Below are 15463 nucleotides of genomic sequence, written 5' to 3' on the forward strand. Positions count from 1 at the left end.
GGGAGTCGGTCTCGAGCCGGTTCGTGCGGTCGAGCGGCGGCCTGTGGCGCCTGAAGCCAGAATGGAGGAGGATCAGCGGGTATTCCCGGGCCTCGCACCGTCAAGAACCCCAGTTTTTTCGCCTCCGTCACAACCGACCGCAGGAGCTCGCCGTGACCGATCCCTCCAGTCCGTCCTCCAGGACCGACGCCGCCCTCCTCGGGCAGCGCATTCGGCACTTCCGCACCCGGCGAGGTCTCACCCTCGGCCAGCTGGCCGAGCGCGTGGGCGTCTCGGGGAGTCAGCTCTCGCTCATCGAGACCGGGCGCCGCGAGCCGCGGCTCTCGCTGATGCAGGGTCTCGCCTCGGCGCTCGGAGTCGAGCTCGCCGCGCTGCTGTCGGACGAGCCGCCGAGCGAGCGCGCGGCGCTCGAGATCGAGCTCGCGCGCGTGCAGAAGGGGTCGCTCTACCGCTCCCTCGGCCTGCCGGAGTTCAAGGTGAACAAGGCGCTGACCACGCCGGTCCTGGAGGCGTTCCTCGGGGTGTACCGCGAGCTCGCCCGCCGCAAGAGCGAGGCGAGCGCGACACCGGAGGAGGCGCGGCGGGCCAACACCGCGCAGCGCCTCCAGCTGCGCGAGCGCAACGCCTACCTGCCCGAGATCGAGAGCGTCGCCGGCGAGATGCTGCGGACGGTCGGGCACCGGGGCGGGGCGCTCACCCACAGCTCGGTGTCGAGGATGGCGCGGCATCTCGGCTTCGAGATCATCCACGTCGGCGACCTCCCGCACTCGGCGCGATCCGTGATCGACCTCGCGAACGGGCGGATCTACCTCCCGCCGGCCTCGATCCCGGGCGGGCACGGGCTCCGCGCACTCGCGCTGCAGGCGATGGCGCACCGGATCCTCGGGCACGAGCGCCCGGTGACCTACGCCGACTTCCTCCGCCAGCGCCTCGAGATCAACTACTTCGCGGCGGCCTGCCTGATGCCGCTCGAGCCGGCGGTGGCGTTCCTGCAGGAGGCGAAGCGCGAGCGCGACATCTCGGTCGAGGACTTCCGCGACGGCTTCGGCGTCACCCACGAGGCCGCCGCGCTGCGCTTCACGAACCTCCTGACCTCGCACCTCGACATCCGGATGCACTTCCTCCGCGTGCTCGGCGACGGCTCGATCCAGAAGGCCTACGAGAACGACTCGCTGCCGCTGCCGACCGACGTCACCGGCGCCGTCGAGGGGCAGGTGGTCTGCCGCTACTGGTCGGCGCGCTCGGCGTTCAGCCGCACCAACCGCACGACGGAGTACTACCAGTACGTCGACACTCCCGCCGGGACCTTCTGGTCGGCCTCGCAGACCGGGACGACGGCGACCGAGGAGTTCTCGATCACCGTCGGCGTCCCGTTCGCCGAGGCGCGGTTCTTCCGAGGCCGCGACACCGACCGCCGCGAGCTCTCGCGCTGCCCCGACGAGTCGTGCTGCCGCCGGGCTCCCGACGAGCTCGCGCAGCGGTGGGACGGCAACGCCTGGCCCAGCGCGCGCCTGCACGCCCACGTGCTCGCGCCGCTCCCCTCGGGTACCTTCCCCGGGATCGACGACGCCGAGGTCTACGAGTTCCTCGACGCCCACGCCCGCGAGTCCTGACCCGGAGACGCCCCGCGAGCGGCTCAGCCCGAGATCAGGGCCCGCGCCGTGCCCTCGTCGAGGATCAGGTCGGTGATCAGGCCCGCGGCCAGCGCGCCGCGCAGCCCCGGCAGCTTCGAGGCCCCCGACACGACGCAGATCCGCCGCGAGGCGCGCGCGACCGTCGAGAGGTCCGGGCCGCTTGCACGTTCGTTCATCGGGATGTCGTCCCAGGTCCCGTCGGAGCGGTAGAAGACCGTCGCGACATCGCCGACGACTCCCGACCCGCTCAGCGAGGTGAAGTCGCTCGCCTCCAGATAGCCGCCGATGTAGACCTTCGACGGCACCGCCGCGAAGGGCGAGCCGAGGCCGAAGAGCGCGACGTCCATCCGCTGCTGCAGCTCGAGCACGCGCTTGGTCGAGCGCTCGCGCCAGACCGCCTTCTTCGTCATCGGGTCGTCGAAGAACGCCGGCACCGGGAACTGCTGCACCTTGGCCGCGTAGGCGTCGCCGAAGCGGCGGAGGATCTCGCTCGAGTAGTTGATGCCGGTCGTCTCGGTGTTGCCTGCGCCGTTCAGCTGCACGATCTGGGTGTTGTGCGTCTCCTTGGCGATCAGGTGGCGGCTGATCGCGCTCATCGTCGACCCCCACGCGATCCCGACGATCATGTTGGAGTCGATGAACTGCCCGAGGATCCGCGCGGCCGAGAGCGCCACCCGCTCGAGCCGGTCGATCTCGCTGGTGTGATCGGGCACCGGCACGATGTGCGCGGTGATGTCGAAGTGGGCGCGCACCTCGGCCGACAGGGCGCTCGCCCGGTCGAGCGGGGAGCGGATCTGGATGTCGACGAGGCCCGTCGCCCTCGCGTGCGAGAGCAGGCGCGAGACCGACGAGCGCGACGTGTGCAGCTCGTGCGCGATGGCGTCCATCGTCAGGTCCTGCATGTAGTAGAGCTGTGCGGCGCGGAGCGCATCCCGTGTCTTGTCCGGATGGGTCGCGTGCGTCGTCTCGTCGAGTTCGACGACCGGTCGGACAGGGGTCATTGCCGCTCCTTGCACGTATTTCCACCCGTATTGACCGGATGTGTTGTCGGGTCAAGGATGGCTGTATTCCTCCGCGAAATCAATCGTCCACCTCACAGGCGGACAGTACGTGAAGGCACCGACGAAGCACCTACGACACGAAGGCGAGTACGAAGTGGCACAGTCTGCCGGAACTCCCGGAAACACCGCTCTCCGCGAGAGCGTCTCCGCCCTGCGCGAGAACCCCCGCGCCGCCGTCCTCGTGATCGGTGGTGGCATCAACGGCATCGGCACGTTCCGCGAGCTCGCGCTCAACGGCGTCGACGTCGCGCTCGTCGAGCGGGGCGACTACGTCTCGGGTGCGTCCAGCGCGTCGAGCCACATGATCCACGGAGGCATCCGCTACCTCGAGAACGGCGAGTTCCGTCTCGTCAACGAGGGGGTGCACGAGCGCAACGGACTGCTGAAGATCGCTCCTCATTACGTGAAGCCCCTGCAGACCACGATCCCGATCTACTCGACGTTCTCGGGCATCCTCGCGGCTCCGCTGCGCTTCCTGACCCACAAGTCGGGCAAGCCGCAGGAGCGCGGAGCGCTGCTGATCAAGGTCGGCCTGACGCTCTACGACTTCTTCTCCCGCGACGGAGGCAGCGTCCCGCGCCACCAGTTCCACGGCCGCAAGCGCTCCCTCAGCGAGCTGCCGAAGCTCGATCCGAGGATCAAGTACACCGCCACCTACTTCGACGCCTCCGTGCACGAGCCCGAGCGGCTCGCCCTCGACGTCCTCCGCGACGCGCTCGTGGGCGGCAAGAAGGCCCGCGCCGCGAACTACGTCGAGGCCGTCGGCGCCGACGAGAAGGGCGTCGTCCTCCGCGACCGCGAGAGCGGCGAGGAGTTCACCTTCGAGGCGGACGTCGTGGTGAACGTCTCCGGTCCCTGGACCGACTTCACCAACACGGCGCTCGGCACGACCACGAAGTTCATGGGCGGCACCAAGGGCTCGCACATCGTGCTCGACAACCCCGAGCTGGTCGAGGCCTGCGAGGGCCGCGAGATGTTCTTCGAGCACAGCGACGGCCGCATCGTGCTGATCTACCCGCTCAAGGGACGCGTCATGGTCGGCACCACCGACATCGATGCCGACCCGAACGAGCCGGCCGTCTGCACCGAGGAGGAGATCGACTACTTCTTCGAGCTGGTGAACCACGTCTTCCCCTCCATCCCTGTCGACCGCTCGCAGATCGTCTTCAAGTTCTCCGGCATCCGCCCGCTGCCCCGTCACGACGACGAGACCCCCGGCTTCGTCTCCCGCGACTACCGCATCGAGCCCTCCACGCTCCCCGGAGCAGGAGGAGCCACAGTGCTGAGCCTGGTCGGCGGCAAGTGGACGACGTTCCGCGCCCTGTCCGAGCACCTCTCGAACGAGGTCTTCAAGCGGATCGGCGTGACGCGCCGGGTCTCGACCGTGAAGACGGCGATCGGAGGCGGCAAGGGCTTCCCGCGCACCGACGCGTCCCGCGCGCAGTGGATCAGCCAGCACCGCTCCGGGCTGTCCTCCGCCCGCACCGGCCAGCTGCTCGAGCGCTACGGCACGCGTGCCGAGGAGGTCATCGAGGCCCTCGCCGACGGTCACGACGAGGCGCTCGACTTCGACAAGGACTTCACGACCGGTGAGATCCGCTACCTTGCGCAGCACGAGAGCGTCGTGCACCTGATCGACCTGGTCATGCGCCGCACCAACCACGCCTTCACGGGCGGACTGAGCCGCGAACTGCTCGAGGAGCTCGCCGAGCACACCGGAGGGGTCCTCGGCTGGGACGACGCCGAGCGCGCCGCCGAGGTCGACGCGACCATCGCGCACCTCAAGGAGTACAACGGAGTCGATGTCGGAGGCTCCTCCGTCCAGGCTCCGACCGCCGTCCCCGCAAGCTAGACAGGGCGGACGGCGCGAAACGACGGGAGTCCCGGGCGAGTCGAGAACTCGGGCCGGGACTTCCGTCGTGACAACGCACAAACGTGCACGCGTCGCTCCTTGTCGGGGCGTCGGGGCGCGGATAACTTCACACTCGTCGGGCATCGATGCCCGCTGCGGACGCCCGGTTGCGTCCGTTCTCAAGAGGAGGAAATGGTCAACGTGGACAATCTCGGAGTGGTGTTCCTGAGCGAAGTCGTGGGGACGGCGATGCTCGTCCTTCTCGGCTGCGGTGTCGTCGCCAACGTCGCGCTCGTCAAGAACAAGGGTTTCAACGGCGGGTTCCTGATGGTGAACATCGGCTGGGGCTTCGCAGTCTTCGCCGGTGTGATCGTCTCCTACAACTCGGGCGCGCACCTCAACCCGGCGGTGACGCTCGGTCTGGCCGCCAGTGGGGCGGAGGAGTTCGGATCGGGCGTGCCGGTCAACATCGTCTCGATCCTGATGTACATCCTCGCCCAGATGATCGGAGCCATCCTCGGCGCCGTCTTCTGCTGGCTGGCCTACAAGCAGCACTTCGACGAGGAGCCCGACGCGGCCAACAAGCTCGGCGTCTTCTCGACGGGTCCCGCGATCCGCTCGTACGGCTGGAACTTCCTCACCGAGGTCATCGGCACCTTCGTCCTCGTCTTCGTGGTCATCGGCTTCGGCGGCGGACGCCAGGGCGACGGCGGACTCGCCGCACTCGGCGCGCTGCCCGTCGCCATCCTCGTGATCGCGATCGGCGCCTCCCTCGGTGGCCCGACCGGCTACGCGATCAACCCTGCCCGCGACCTCGGCCCCCGCATCGCGCACGCTCTGCTGCCGATCAAGGGCAAGGGCTCGAGCGACTGGAGCTACGCGTGGGTGCCGGTCGCCGGACCGATCGTCGGTGGTGTGCTGGCCGGTCTCGCGTCGACCGCGCTGCTCCCCATCCTCTGAGCCGTCGCACCGCAGTTCACCCCATTACGAAGGAGTAATCACTCATGGCTGACTACGTCATCGCTATCGACCAGGGGACCACGTCGTCCCGCGCCATCATCTTCGACAAGAAGGGGTCGATCGTCTCCACCGGCCAGAAGGAGCACGAGCAGATCTTCCCGCGGGCCGGATGGGTCGAGCACGACCCGATCGAGATCTGGAACAACGTCCGCGAGGTCATCGGCCAGGCGCTGTCCCGCGCCGACCTGACGCGTCACGACATCGCCTCCGTCGGCATCACCAACCAGCGCGAGACGGCTGTCGTCTGGGACAAGACCACCGGCAAGCCGGTCTACAACGCCATCGTCTGGCAGGACACGCGGACGCAGTCGATCGTCGACCGCCTGGCGGGCGACGAGGGCACCGACCGGTTCAAGTCCATCGTCGGTCTGCCGCTCGCCACCTACTTCTCGGGCACGAAGATCGTCTGGATCCTCGAGAACGTCGAGGGTGCCCGCGAGAAGGCGGAGGCGGGCGACCTCCTCTTCGGCACCACCGACACCTGGGTCCTCTGGAACCTCACCGGAGGCACCGACGGCGGCGTGCACAAGACCGACGTCACGAACGCCTCCCGCACGCTCTTCCTCGACCTCGAGACCCTGGAGTGGCGCGACGACATCCTCGAGGCCTTCGGGGTGCCGAAGTCGATGCTCCCCGAGGTCTGCTCCTCGTCCGAGGTCTACGGCCAGGTGGAGGCGTCGTCGCTGCTGCGCGAGGTGCCGATCGCCGGCATCCTGGGCGACCAGCAGGCGGCGACCTTCGGTCAGGCGGCGTTCGACCCGGGCGAGGCGAAGAACACCTACGGCACCGGCAACTTCCTGATCTTCAACACCGGCACCGAGATCGTGCACTCCAAGAACGGGCTGCTCACCACCATCGGCTACAAGCTCGGCGACGGCGAGGTGCACTACGCACTCGAGGGCTCGATCGCGGTCTCGGGCTCGCTCATCCAGTGGCTGCGCGACAACCTGGGCCTCATCGGATCGGCGCCCGAGGTCGAGACGCTGGCCGCCACGGTCGAGGACAACGGAGGCGCGTACTTCGTCCCCGCGTTCTCGGGACTCTTCGCGCCCTACTGGCGCTCGGACGCCCGCGGTGCGCTCGTCGGCCTCACCCGTTACGTCAACAAGGGCCACATCGCCCGCGCCGCGCTCGAGGCGACCGCGTTCCAGACCCGCGAGGTCCTCGACGCCGTCAACGCCGACTCCGGTGTGCCGCTGCAGGAGCTCAAGGTCGACGGCGGCATGATCGCCAACAACCTGCTCATGCAGTTCCAGGCCGACATCCTCGGCGTCCCCGTCGTCCGCCCGGTGGTCGCCGAGACCACCGCCCTCGGAGCGGCCTACGCCGCGGGCCTCGCGGTCGGCTTCTGGGCCAACCTCGACGACCTGCGTCAGAACTGGCAGGAGGACTCGCGCTGGACCCCGCAGATGGACCAGGACGAGGCCGCCCGCCAGTACCGCCTCTGGAAGAAGGCCGTCACGAAGACCTTCGACTGGGTGGACGAGGACGTGCAGTAGTCCATTCCACGGCGGTCCCTGCCCGCCGTGGCGCGGTCGGCTTAGTGAGGTGGTCGCGTCCCACGGGGCGTCCTGCGTCCGGCTAGGAGGAATCGCTGACACGCGATTCCTCCGTTCGCCTCGGCCTTCGGGAGTGGGACCTCGGTCTTCGACCGGCGGAGCGCCTCGGTTCGACCCTCGGGTCGGGTCGGGGCGCTTCGGCGTTCCGGTGGGGGCAGCTCGCGTGTCTGCTGGTCGAGTAGCGGCCGCAGGCGGCGTGTCGAGACCCACCTCCCTGCGGAGGTCCCACCCTCAGCTCAGCCGCCACCCGTCGACGAGGGCTGCGAGCTCGTCGAGTGAGCCGATGCGGCGCACGCCCAGGGCGAGAGCCTCCGGAGGCAGGGCGCGGCCGTGCTCCGGGCCGCCGACGCGGTCGAGCCACACTCCGCGGAGGCCGGCACGGGCGGCCCCGAGGGCGTCGGTGGTGAGGCGGTCCCCGACGTAGAGGGCCTCCTCCGGAGCGACGCCGAACCGCTCGCAGGCGATCTCGAAGATGCGCGGGTCGGGCTTGGTCACGCCGACCTCTCCGGAGGCGATCACGTGCTCGACGCGATCGCGCAGCCCGATCCCGTCGATCTTGCCGGCCTGGAAGACCGGGTCGCCGTTCGTGATGATCCCGATCCGCACACCGGAGGCGTCCAGGCGATCGAGTGCGCGGAGCGCATCGTCGTGCAGCGTCCAGTGGGCGGTGTAGTGCGCGAGGTAGGCGCCGAACCACTCACTCGCCTCCTCCGGCGAGAGCACCACGCCGACCGCGGCGGCGAAGGCTGCGGCCCTCGCCTGCCGCTGGCCCTCGTAGTCGAGCTCGCCGGCGAGGTAGCGGTGGTAGTGCTCCTCCTCGAGCTCGTACCAGAGCCGCTGCGTCTCGGCGGCGTCTGCGGGGTACGGCGCCCCGAGCGCGGCGGAGTAGGAGGCGATCCCCTCGCGCACGGCGCGGGCGTGCGCGAAGAGGGTGTCGTCGAGGTCGAAGAGCGCGAGCGTCAGCACCGCGGGCCCCGGCTCAGCGGGTGCGGCGGAGGAAGCCGACGCGCTCGTAGGCGAGGGCGAGGGTGCGCTCCGCGGTCTCGGAGGCGCGGTCGGCCGCCCGGGACAGCATCCGATCGAGCTCGGCGGGATCGGCGAGGAGCTCGGCGGTGCGAGCGCGGATCGGGTCGAAGGTCGCCGCGACGACCTCGACGAGCCCCTTCTTCAGGTCTCCGTAGCCGCGGCCCGCGTACTCCTGCTCGACGGACTCGACGGTGCGACCGGCGAGGACGGAGTAGACGGAGAGCAGGTTCGAGACGCCCGGCTTGGCCTCGCGGTCGAACCGCACCTCGGCCTCGGTGTCGGTCACGGCGCGCATGATCTTCTTCGCCGTCGCCTTCGGATCGTCGAGCACGCTCAGCAGGCCCGCGTCGGACTCGGCCGACTTCGACATCTTGGCGGTCGGGTTCTGCAGGTCGTAGATCTTCGCCGTCTCGCGGACGATGTGCGGCTCGGGGATCGTGAACGTCTCGCCGAAGCGGGTGTTGAAGCGGCCGGCGAGATCGCGGGTGAGCTCGAGGTGCTGGCGCTGGTCCTCGCCCACGGGGACCGCGTCGGTCTGGTAGAGCAGGATGTCGGCGGCCATCAGGATCGGGTACGTGAAGAGGCCGACCGAGGCCGCCTCCGTGCCCTGCTTGGCCGACTTGTCCTTGAACTGGGTCATGCGGCTCGCCTCGCCGAACCCCGTCAGCGTGTTGAGGACCCAGGCGAGCTCGGCGTGCGCCGGCACGTGCGACTGGATGAAGAGGGTCGACCGCTCGGGGTCGATGCCCGCGGCGATGTACTGCGCGGCGGTCGCGCGGGTCCGCTCGCGCAGCTGCTCCGGATCCTGGGGAACCGTGATGGCGTGCAGGTCGACCACGCAGAAGTAGGCGTCGAACGTCTCCTGCATCGCGACCCACTGCGTGAGGGCGCCGATGTAGTTGCCGAGGTGCAGAGACCCGGAGGAGGGCTGCATGCCGGAGAGGATGACGGGCTTGGCGCCCGCGGAGGAGGTGGTGGTCATGGGGGTGCCTCGGTCGGTCTTCGTGGAGGGGTTCAGAGGTCGTAGTCGACGACGACGGGAGCGTGGTCGGACCAGCGCGTGTCCCAGCTGGCCGCCCTGTCGATCTCGTAGGAGCGGGCGAGCGCCGCGAGCTCGGGCGTGGCGAGCTGGTAGTCGATCCGCCAGCCGGTGTCGGTGTCGAACGCCTGCCCGCGCTGCGACCACCAGGTGTAGGGGCCGGGAACCTCGCCGGCGAAGCGGCGCCCGAGGTCGACCCAGCCCAGGCCCGCGCCGGCGTTGTAGTCCTCGTCGCCCTCGGCTCCGACGAAGCCGTCGAAGTAGGCGCGCTCCTCGGGGAGGAAGCCCGCCTTCTTCGTGTTGCCCTTCCAGTTCTTGATGTCGAGCGTGCGGTGGCCGACGTTCAGGTCGCCCATGACGACGGCGAGCGGGTTGTGCGCCTGCAGCTCGGGCAGGCGCTCCTTCATCGCGTCGAGGAACTTGTACTTCTCGACCTGCTTCTCGGTGCCGACTCCGCCGGAGTGGACGTAGGTCGACACCACGGTGACCGTGCGGTCGCCGACCTCGTAGTCGGCCTCGAGCCAGCGGCCGGCGGAGTCGAAGTCGTCGGCGCCGAGCGAGACGCGGTGGATCGCGGCGCGGTTGCGCGAGGCGAGTGCGACACCGGCCCGGCCCTTCGCCGTCGCCTCGTCGTGCAGCACGTCCCACTCGTCACCCAGGAGGCCGGTGAGGTCGTCGGTCGACGCGCGGACCTCCTGCAGGGCGAGGATGTCGACGTCGCGTGCGGCGAGCCACTCGCCCATGCCCTTGCGGAAGGCGGCGCGCACGCCGTTGACGTTGACGGAGGCGATGCGGAGCGGCTGTGTCACCCAGACAGTCTATTTGGAGCAGCTGACGCTGCTCCTCCGCGGCGGGCGGGGACCGCCGCGGACAACGAACACAGCCGGCGGCCCGCTCCTGCGTCACCTTCCCTCGGAGAAGAAGAAGGCGACGCAGGCGCGGACCGCCGGCAGGACCGCTCAGGACGGTCGTTCGGGGGGACCCGGTCAGACGGCGACGGCGCGGGCCGTGGCAGGCTCCGGCACCTCGGCGACGACCGGGGCGCGCTTGACGCTCTTGAGGATGATCACGGCGATGGCCGTCACGACCATGCCGACGAGGATCGCGACCAGGTAGAGCAGCGGCTGGCCGACGAGCCCGGTCACCCAGATGCCGCCGTGAGGAGCGCGGAGGGTCGAGCCGAAGAGCGCGACGAGCGCACCGGTGGTGGCCGAGCCGATCATCGCCGAGGGGATCACCCGGAGCGGGTCGACCGCCGCGAACGGGATGGCCCCCTCCGAGATGAACGACGCGCCGAGCAGGTAGGCGGCCTTGCCGTTCTGGCGCTCGGCATCGGTGAACAGGCGCTTGCGCAGCGAGGTGGCGAGGGCGAGACCCAGGGGAGGCGTCATGCCCGCGGCCATCACGATGGCCATGACCTTGAACTGCACCGAGTTCGGGTCGCCGTCGGCCGGCACGGAGGCGAGACCGGTCGTCGCGAAGGCGTAGGCCACCTTGTTGACGGGTCCGCCCATGTCGAACGCCATCATCAGGCCGAGGATGATCCCCAGGATGATCAGGTTGCCGCCGGAGAGGCCGGACAGCCAGGCCGACAGGCCCTCGCTGAGCGCGCGGAGGGGAGCGCCGAGCACCACGAACATCAGGAACCCGGTGATGAACGTCGCGATCAGCGGGATGATCACGACGGGCATCAGCGACTTGAAGGCCGCCGGCAGCTTGATCCGCGAGATGTAGAGCGCCGCGTAGCCGGCGATGAAGCCGGAGGCGAGACCGCCGAGGAACCCGGCGCCGACGGTGACCGCCACCGCACCGCCGAGGAAGCCCGGGGCGATGCCGGGGCGGTCGGCGATGCCGAAGGCGATGAAGCCCGACAGCACCGGGACGAGGAACGCGAACGTCGCGCCTCCGATCAGGAACATCACGCCGGCCCAGTCGGTGATGTTGAAGGCGTCGAAGCCGTTGTCGATGATCTGCTGCGGCGTGTAGCTGACGATCTGGTAGCCGCCGAAGAGGAACGACAGCGCGATCAGCAGTCCGCCCGCCGCGACGAACGGGATCATGTAGGAGACGCCGGTCATCAGGTTCTGCCGGATGCGCGTGCCGACGCCGACCTTCTTGGGTGCGGCGGCGGGCGCGGGGGCAGCGCTGCGGGCCGGAGCGCCGCCGGCCGGCGTCGTGGAGCGCAGCGCGAGGGCGCGGTCGAGGACCTCGTCGGGCTTGGCCAGCGCCTCGGCGACCCCGACCTGGAGGATCGGCTTGCCGGCGAAGCGGTCCTTGCCGCGGATCTCGAGGTCGGCGGCGAGGATGACGACGTCGGCGGCGGCGATGTCGCCTGCGGTCATCTCCTCGGAGCCCGCTGCCCCCTGGGTCTCGACGTGGATCGGGTAGCCGCGCTTCTTCGCGGCCTGCTCGAGAGCCTCGGCCGCCATGTAGGTGTGAGCGATGCCGGCGATGCAGCTGGTCACCGCGACGAAGCGGGGGGCGTCGGAGGAGGCGGTCGCCGCGGCGGGCGCGTCCTGCACCTTCGCGACGGCCCGGTCGATGACGTCCGCGGCCTTGGCGAGCGCCTCCGAGGTGCCGACCTCGAGGGTCGGCTTGCCGGCGAAGCGGTCCTTGCCGCGGACCTCGAGGTCGGCGGCGAGGATCACGACGTCGGCGTCGGCGATCGTCCGGTCGGACATGGGGTCGGAGCCGGCCGCGCCCTGGGTCTCGACCTGGATCTCGTAGCCCTTCTTCTTCGCGGCCTGCTCGAGAGCCTCCGCCGCCATGTAGGTGTGGGCGATGCCGGCGATGCAGCTGGTGACGGCGACGATCCTCATGACACGACGACCTCTCTGGCGATGATGTCCGCGACCTCCTGGCCGCTGGTCGCGGCGCGGAGGGACCCGGTGAAGGACTCGTGGATCAGCTTCCGGGCGAGCTGGGCGAGGATCTTGAGGTGGGCCTGGTCGGCGCCGTCGGGCGCGGCGATCAGGAAGATCAGGTCGGCGGGGCCGTCGGGGGCGCCGAAGTCGACGCCCTGCTTCGCGATGCCGACGGCGACGCTCGGCGAGACGACGTGCGCCGAACGGGCGTGGGGGATGCCGATGCCGCCGGGCATGCCGGTGGCCATCTGCGACTCGCGGTCGCGGACGTCGGCCAGGAAGCCGTCGAGGTCGGTGACGCGGCCGGCGTCTGCGAGCGTCTTCGCGAGCTGCGCGGTGGCCTCGTCCTTCGTCGCGGCGGTGAGGTCGACGATGACCGTCGACGCCTCGGTGAGAGCAGTCATGCGCTCAGTTCTCCAATCGGGAGGTGTGAATCGGGGTTCTCGACGACAGTGACGTCGTCGAGGCGGAGGGAATCGGGTCCCGGGGCTTCACTGCCCGGGAGCTGGACGGCTGCGGTACCCCACGCGACGGCGGTCGCGAGGCGCTCCGCCTCCGTGGCGTCGGTCGCCGACAGGTAGCCCGCGAGGGTGCTGTCGCCGGCGCCGACGGTCGAGAGGGGCACGACGGCGGGTGCGCCCGCCCACCACGACGACTCCGTCGTGACGAGCAGGGCGCCGTGCTCTCCGAGACTCACGAGCGCTCGCGCGTCCGGGAGTCGGAGGAGGGCGCGGGCCCCGGCGACGACGTCTCCGACCGTCGGCAGGGAGCGGCCGAGGAGCTCCTCGAGCTCCTCGAGATTGGGCTTCACCAGGGTGGCGGTGCCGGCCGCGATGATCGTGGTCAGCGGTGCCCCCGAGGTGTCCACGGCGAGAGGGACGCCGAAGTGCAGGGCGAGACGGCCGAGGGCCGGGTAGAAGTCGTCGCCCAGGCCGGGAGGGACGCTGCCGCAGGCGACGAGCCAGCGCGGCGCCGCGACGACGTGGTCGCAGATGAGCTCCGAGAACGCCTTCGCCTCGTCGGGCGTGACGGCCGGGCCCGGCTCGTTGATCTTGGTCGTGCGGCCGGTGCGGTCGTCGACCACGGTGATGTTCGTCCGGATCGGCTGCGCGATCGGCGCACTCGCCGAGCGGACTCCCGCCGCCTCGAGCATGGCCGAGAGATCGAGGCCCGTGGAGGCGTCCGCCGGGTAGACCGCGGTCGCGTCGACCCCGTTGCGGGCGAGGGCGCGGGCGACGTTGACGCCCTTGCCGGCCGGATCGCGGCGCACGTCGTGGGCCCGGTTGACCTCGCCGACGGCGAATCCGCTCGTCGAGAGGGTGACGTCGATGCTCGGGTTGGCGGTGACGGTGACGATCATGCGCGGACGACCTCCGGGCCGGCCGACTCGATGTCGTCGGCGAGCTCGTCGTCGACGTCGGTGTCGGTGATGACGGTGTCGATCGCCGACAGCGGCGCGACGTGGCCGAAGTCCTGGCGGCCGAACTTCGAGTGGTCCGCGAGCACGACGACGCGGCGGGCGGAGTGGATGATCGCGGTCTTCACGACCGCCTCGTCGAGATCCGGGGTCGTGAGTCCCCGCTCCCGGCTGATGCCGTTCGTGCCGATGAAGGCGACATCGACCGAGACGCTCGAGATCACCTGGGTGACCCAGGGACCCACTGCGGCCTGGGTCACTCCGCGCAGGTGACCGCCGATGAGGTGGAGGTCGATGTTGGGCCGGCTGACGAGCGCCATCGCGACGGGGAGGGAGTGGGTGACGACCGTCAGCCGGCGGTTCAGGGGGAGGAGTTCGGCGAGGCGGACCGTCGTGGTCCCGGCGTCGATCGCGATCGATCCGCCGTCGGGGACCTCGGCCAGCGCCGCCGTCGCGATGCGGTCCTTCTCGGCGGCGAGGTGACCCTCGCGGGCGGCGACCTCGGGCTCGATGCCGAGCCGCTCGACCGGGATCGCTCCACCGTGGGCGCGGCGGAGGAGTCCGCGCTTCTCGAGGCTCGTGAGGTCGCGTCGGATTGTCTCGGGCGTGACCGCGAGGGACTGCGCGAGGTCGCGGACCTCGACCCGCCCGTTCGTGCGAGCGCGGTCCAGGATCGCCTGGTGCCGCTCCGGTGCGTACATGTGGACTCCGTCGTCTCGCTCTGATGATGCTCGCGATCCGCGGTGTCGTCTCCGACCTCGGATCTGCGTTTACATCTTTTTAGACCCGTTCGTGTGGCTTGTCAACAGAAACGGACATGTCCGACAGGCGTGGAACAGCGCAGCCGGTCGAGGCCGGGACGTCACGCCGCGATGTCGTCCAGCTCGTCGTCGAGCTTGGCGAGCTGGCGCTCGAGACGACGCCGCTTGAAGACCGACGCGTCGTCGAGCGCGCGGCGGATCCGGTCCCGCTCGGCCTCGGCGAGCGTCCGGCGGGCCGCGCGGAGCTGCTCCTCCTGCTCGCGCTCGCGTTCCTCCGGCGTGAGTCGTCGCGCCGAGATGCCCGCGTCGCTCATGCCGATCGAGATCCAGGAGGCGGCGATCAGGATCACCTGGCAGACGAGGTTGAACCAGATCAGCAGACCGATCAGCACGGCGAAGGAGGCGAGCAGGGGGTTCCGCGACGCACCGCCCAGAAGCTGGGATCCGAGGATCTTCAGCGCTCCGAGCGCGATGCCCCCCATCAGCGAGCCGACCCAGAGGTTCTTCCACGGGATCGGGATCCCCGAGAGGATGCGGAAGGCACCCGCGAGCGTCGCGGTGTCGAGGACGAGCATGAGCAGGAGCCCGACGACGGTTCCCACGATCTGGCCGACGGCGGAGTCGCTGCTGATCCCCAGCACGTCGAAGGCCACGTCGACGAACGAGGTCGAGACGACCGAGAGGACGGCCGAGACGAGCAGGACGGCGCCGAAGACGAGTGCGAGGCCCGCGTCCTTCAGCTTGAGCAGGAGGAAGAACGTGGTGGGGCCGGGCAGGGTGAAGAGGATCCGGACGGCCTGGCGCAGGCTCCCGAGGAAGTTCAGACCCGTCAGGATCACGCCCGCGGCCGCGATCGCTCCCGTCCAGCCGAGGATGGACGAGTCGAGGAGCAGGTCGACGGACACCGGCGAGGAATCGCCGTCGCCGATCAGCCCCGGGACGGAGCGGTTCACGAGCTCGATCAGCGAGTCGCGGAGGACCCCGTCGTCGCGCACCCAGAACCCGAACACCGCGAAGAAGACGAAGAGGGCGGCGAACACCGCGAACAGTGCCTGGAAGGCGAGCCCCGAGGCGAACAGCGGCCCGCCGGTCTCGGAGTAGTGCAGGAACACGCGCACCGGCCGAGTGCGCATGAGCCTCTCGAACAGCGCCGGTATCCCGCGCGGGCCGTCGGATGCCGCCTCCGTCATGCCTCCAGCGTAGGACGCTCGTGCACGCTCGATGTCGCCC

The 15463-nt window shown here is 70.0% G+C and carries 13 protein-coding genes; 4 read left to right on the top strand and 9 right to left on the bottom strand.

The window, feature by feature from the left end:
• The first annotated feature begins 152 nt into the window (after positions 1–152).
• Positions 153–1613 carry a helix-turn-helix domain-containing protein gene (locus tag B9Y99_RS03905; RefSeq protein ID WP_244274758.1) on the top strand — a complete coding sequence of 487 codons (1461 nt, stop codon included), beginning with the start codon at positions 153–155 and terminating at the stop codon, positions 1611–1613.
• A gap of 23 nt (positions 1614–1636) precedes the next feature.
• Here B9Y99_RS03905 and B9Y99_RS03910 read toward each other — a convergent pair whose 3' ends face one another.
• Positions 1637–2635, bottom strand: coding sequence for a sugar-binding transcriptional regulator (locus B9Y99_RS03910; protein ID WP_085475259.1), 999 nt, complete (start codon positions 2633–2635; stop codon positions 1637–1639).
• Positions 2636–2789: 154 nt separating this feature from the next.
• Here B9Y99_RS03910 and B9Y99_RS03915 point away from each other — a divergent pair, with 154 nt between their 5' ends.
• The 3 genes from B9Y99_RS03915 (at position 2790) to glpK (ending at position 7066) form a co-directional block, all read left to right on the top strand.
• Complete coding sequence (locus B9Y99_RS03915) at positions 2790–4547, top strand: glycerol-3-phosphate dehydrogenase/oxidase (RefSeq protein ID WP_085475260.1); 1758 nt, start codon at positions 2790–2792, stop codon at positions 4545–4547.
• 192 nt (positions 4548–4739) lie between these two features.
• A complete protein-coding gene (locus B9Y99_RS03920; protein ID WP_085475261.1) occupies positions 4740–5507 on the top strand; it encodes an MIP/aquaporin family protein in 768 nt (255 codons plus the stop codon).
• 44 nt (positions 5508–5551) lie between these two features.
• Complete coding sequence (glpK, locus tag B9Y99_RS03925) at positions 5552–7066, top strand: glycerol kinase GlpK (protein WP_085475262.1); 1515 nt, start codon at positions 5552–5554, stop codon at positions 7064–7066.
• Between the two features lie 291 nt (positions 7067–7357).
• Here the strand turns inward: glpK and B9Y99_RS03930 are convergent, their stop codons facing one another.
• The 8 genes from B9Y99_RS03930 to B9Y99_RS03965 all read right to left on the bottom strand — a co-directional run bounded on the left by B9Y99_RS03930 (position 7358) and on the right by B9Y99_RS03965 (position 15423).
• Positions 7358–8092, bottom strand: coding sequence for an HAD family hydrolase (locus B9Y99_RS03930; RefSeq protein ID WP_085475263.1), 735 nt, complete (start codon positions 8090–8092; stop codon positions 7358–7360).
• 13 nt (positions 8093–8105) lie between these two features.
• Positions 8106–9134, bottom strand: a complete 1029-nt coding sequence (trpS, locus tag B9Y99_RS03935) for a tryptophan--tRNA ligase (RefSeq protein WP_085475264.1) — start codon at positions 9132–9134, stop codon at positions 8106–8108.
• Positions 9135–9166: 32 nt separating this feature from the next.
• A complete protein-coding gene (locus tag B9Y99_RS03940) occupies positions 9167–10000 on the bottom strand; it encodes an exodeoxyribonuclease III (protein ID WP_085475265.1) in 834 nt (277 codons plus the stop codon).
• Between the two features lie 177 nt (positions 10001–10177).
• Positions 10178–12010 carry a PTS fructose-like transporter subunit IIB gene (locus B9Y99_RS03945; RefSeq protein WP_085475266.1) on the bottom strand — a complete coding sequence of 611 codons (1833 nt, stop codon included), beginning with the start codon at positions 12008–12010 and terminating at the stop codon, positions 10178–10180.
• Positions 12007–12459, bottom strand: a complete 453-nt coding sequence (locus tag B9Y99_RS03950; RefSeq protein WP_085475267.1) for a PTS sugar transporter subunit IIA — start codon at positions 12457–12459, stop codon at positions 12007–12009. The genes B9Y99_RS03945 and B9Y99_RS03950 overlap by 4 nt, the downstream gene beginning before the upstream one ends.
• A complete protein-coding gene (locus B9Y99_RS03955) occupies positions 12456–13415 on the bottom strand; it encodes a 1-phosphofructokinase family hexose kinase (RefSeq protein WP_085475268.1) in 960 nt (319 codons plus the stop codon). The genes B9Y99_RS03950 and B9Y99_RS03955 overlap by 4 nt, the downstream gene beginning before the upstream one ends.
• The gene (locus B9Y99_RS03960; RefSeq protein ID WP_085475269.1) at positions 13412–14173 is read right to left on the bottom strand and encodes a DeoR/GlpR family DNA-binding transcription regulator; all 762 of its coding nucleotides are present in this window, start codon (positions 14171–14173) and stop codon (positions 13412–13414) included. The genes B9Y99_RS03955 and B9Y99_RS03960 overlap by 4 nt, the downstream gene beginning before the upstream one ends.
• 161 nt (positions 14174–14334) lie before the next feature.
• The gene (locus tag B9Y99_RS03965; RefSeq protein ID WP_085475270.1) at positions 14335–15423 is read right to left on the bottom strand and encodes a YihY/virulence factor BrkB family protein; all 1089 of its coding nucleotides are present in this window, start codon (positions 15421–15423) and stop codon (positions 14335–14337) included.
• Positions 15424–15463: the final 40 nt, after the last annotated feature.

Origin of the sequence: Rathayibacter oskolensis, assembly GCF_900177245.1 — a bacterium.
Taxonomy (GTDB): Bacteria; Actinomycetota; Actinomycetes; order Actinomycetales; family Microbacteriaceae; genus Rathayibacter; species Rathayibacter oskolensis.

Coding starts and splice junctions, on each gene's coding strand:
- glpK (WP_085475262.1), top strand. CDS start 5,552: ATGGCTGACTACGTCATCGCTATCGACCAGGGGACCACGTCGTCCCGC.
- trpS (WP_085475264.1), bottom strand. CDS start 9,134: ATGACCACCACCTCCTCCGCGGGCGCCAAGCCCGTCATCCTCTCCGGC.
- B9Y99_RS03910 (WP_085475259.1), bottom strand. CDS start 2,635: ATGACCCCTGTCCGACCGGTCGTCGAACTCGACGAGACGACGCACGCG.
- B9Y99_RS03945 (WP_085475266.1), bottom strand. CDS start 12,010: ATGAGGATCGTCGCCGTCACCAGCTGCATCGCCGGCATCGCCCACACC.
- B9Y99_RS03965 (WP_085475270.1), bottom strand. CDS start 15,423: ATGACGGAGGCGGCATCCGACGGCCCGCGCGGGATACCGGCGCTGTTC.
- B9Y99_RS03960 (WP_085475269.1), bottom strand. CDS start 14,173: ATGTACGCACCGGAGCGGCACCAGGCGATCCTGGACCGCGCTCGCACG.
- B9Y99_RS03950 (WP_085475267.1), bottom strand. CDS start 12,459: ATGACTGCTCTCACCGAGGCGTCGACGGTCATCGTCGACCTCACCGCC.
- B9Y99_RS03955 (WP_085475268.1), bottom strand. CDS start 13,415: ATGATCGTCACCGTCACCGCCAACCCGAGCATCGACGTCACCCTCTCG.
- B9Y99_RS03920 (WP_085475261.1), top strand. CDS start 4,740: ATGGTCAACGTGGACAATCTCGGAGTGGTGTTCCTGAGCGAAGTCGTG.